This is a genomic window from Vibrio sp. Vb0598 (genome assembly GCF_033338935.1).
In the GTDB taxonomy this organism is placed as follows: Bacteria; Pseudomonadota; Gammaproteobacteria; order Enterobacterales; family Vibrionaceae; genus Vibrio; species Vibrio alginolyticus.
On record NZ_JAWOTP010000312.1, the window covers coordinates 1 to 1,031 of the forward strand.

Annotated in this window: 1 protein-coding gene; it reads right to left on the minus strand. The window is 50.4% G+C overall.

Going from position 1 to position 1,031, the window contains the following annotated elements; translation table 11 throughout:
• Positions 1-947: sodium:solute symporter family transporter (locus tag R7Q38_RS24925; RefSeq protein ID WP_411913411.1), on the minus strand; the 947-nt coding region annotated here is incomplete at its 3' end.
• Positions 948-1,031: the final 84 nt, after the last annotated feature.

Sequence of the window (1,031 nt, forward strand, 5' to 3'; positions counted from 1 at the left end):
ATCAGTAACATGCCCGCCAACGCTGTGATGGAGCCGACATAAAGTCCTTGCTTATGATTGATAGGGGACAGCTCCTCGTCGCTGATCGGTGTGGCTAGTTGAATCGCAAGTGCAGTGCGACTTTGCTGGATTGATGGTGGCTCTTTGGCATAAAAGACCCGCGTAAACAGGAAGAAGCCTCCCGTCACCAGTAAATGAACGGCAAGCGTTGCGACCACGGACAGGTCTTTGCTTTCTCTTGGCGTTAATGGCGAGGAAGAGAGCCACTGTACATCAAAGATAAACATCATAAAGAGCGATACTGCGCATCCGACCATAACGGTGGCCCACCCCGACCAGTTTGGTGTTTTCAAACTGACAAGCGCAAGCAGAGATGGGATGTTGATTGGCATCTGAATGAACGCCGCGAACACAATCATCATGTCGAACAAGCTGTACGACTCAACAGACGCCAGCAGCAAAGCTGTGACCGTGGCTAATATGCCAGATACTATCGTCGCAATTTTTCCAACCATCAACTGCTGACGACTGGTAGCATTTGGGTTGAACCACACTTGGTAGAGGCTTTTGACCACAATGCCAGCGTTGCGGTTGTGTGCTGATGAAAGCGGCGCAATGGTCGCAGCCACCAAAGCCACCATCACCAATCCGAGTAAACCTTGAGGCATGTAATGTTGGATGTAGTAAAGATAAGCGGCGTTGTTCGCACTCTGCTCTAGTGCAGGATAGATCGCCAGTAAATCGATGTTTTGTGCTGCCACGAACCACGCTGGCATAAACCACAGTACAGGGGCAAAAACAAACAGCACACCAGCAACGAATGCGGCCTTGGTGGCGTCTTTATCGTTGGCGGTGGTCAGAAAGCGATAGCAGCTCAAGGTGTGGTTATTACTCATGGTTTGTTGCAGCAGCATGGCGATCGCCCACATCACAAACAGAGACGGCATCCTGATCTGTTCACCATAAATTGGCGTGGTGTACGATCAGAGACGGCATCCTGATCTGTTCACCATAAATTGGCGTGGTGTACG